Here is a 1339-nt window from a genome sequence, read left to right as displayed (position 1 = left end):
CGATCTTTGCCTTCAGTGCCGCGTCGATCTTGCGTCTCGTCTTTGTCGTCATCATGCGCTCCGTCTATCAAACGGAGCAGCCCCTTCCAACTAAGCACGTGGTCCCACAATCGGGGTCCATTTCAGAGCATAGGCTCTGGTCTCCGTAAAACCGTTAACGAGTAACGAGCGGTGCCTGGACTGACAAATAGGGACTTTTGGGTTCGGTCATAGGGGAAGCCTATGGGGAAACTTCCTTGGGGTGGGATTGATTGGCGGATGGCCGCCGAAGATGCTTGCATCCGAAAGGGGCTTATGGACACCACCGATCGGCGTCGTTTGGGCAGGCAGGCTGAGACAGCGGAACGAAGGTGCGGACTGCAGCCCAAACGCCTCGCAGGTCTCAGGCAAGGCCATGGCAGCGGATGCGGCCGTGAGAAGCGCCCACCAAGTGGGAAAGAAGCATTGCAAACAACAGAAGATCACTAACGATCTGCAATCCAACAACCGCGTTTGCATTGGGGGATAACCAAGCACGCCAAGAACAGTGACCGCCGAGAATAAAGCTTTCGCTGTTTCAAGCCGGGTCCGACAATCTATAGCATGTTGTTTTTGACTGGAATCGGGATTGAACGAAGCCGCTGGCGCGGCATTTGAGGAGAGGTAGTAACGGCCGCCTCCTGTCTGAGAGGATCGAGGGTTTTCAGAGCCCAACCCTTCAGACAGGAGTTTTCCGATGGCCCAGGTGAGCCCTCTCCGCCGCCGCATGATCGAGGACATGACGGTCCGCAACTTGTCGCCGGCGACGCAGCGATCATATCTGAACGCGGTATCGAAGTTCAGCCGATATTTTGGCCGATCGCCCGACCATCTGGGCTTGGAGGATGTCCACGCGTTCCAGGTTCATCTGGTGGCGACGGGGATATCATGGCCTGCGCTTAATCAGATTGTCTGTGCGTTGCGCTTTTTTTACGGCGTGACGCTCGGCCACAACACGATCCCGGAGCGCATCGCCTACGCGCGGGAGCCACGCAAGCTGCCGGTCGTGCTGAGTGCCGACGAGGTGGTGAGCTTTCTGGAGGCGATCCCGAGCCTGAAGAGCCGCATAGCGTTGACAACAGTCTATGCCACCGGATTACGCGTGTCGGAGGTGGTTTTCCTCAAGGTCGCGGATATCGACAGCCAGCGGATGGTAATCCGGGTCGAGCAGGGCAAAGGCGGCAGGGACCGTTACGAGGGTGTCAGAAAGAATGTGTAAGCAGGTTTCTGTGAGTTTACCTTACCGAGGAGACTCACATGACGACCGACACGACGATTACACCTGAACTGCTGGATCAACTGCTTGCTAACTATGAGAAGC

At 56.7% G+C, this 1339-nt stretch carries 1 pseudogene; it reads left to right on the top strand.

Annotated features, from left to right (window positions below):
• Positions 1–715: 715 nt before the first annotated feature.
• A pseudogene (locus ACZYOF_RS43790) lies at positions 716–1210 on the top strand (tyrosine-type recombinase/integrase); the annotation flags it as partial.
• Between the last annotated feature and the right edge of the window lie 129 nt (positions 1211–1339).

Source organism: Bradyrhizobium sp. LeoA1Lang, from assembly GCF_055413685.1.
The sequence above is the reverse complement of the archived record's forward strand: the minus strand, read 5'-3'. Positions and strand labels throughout refer to the sequence as shown.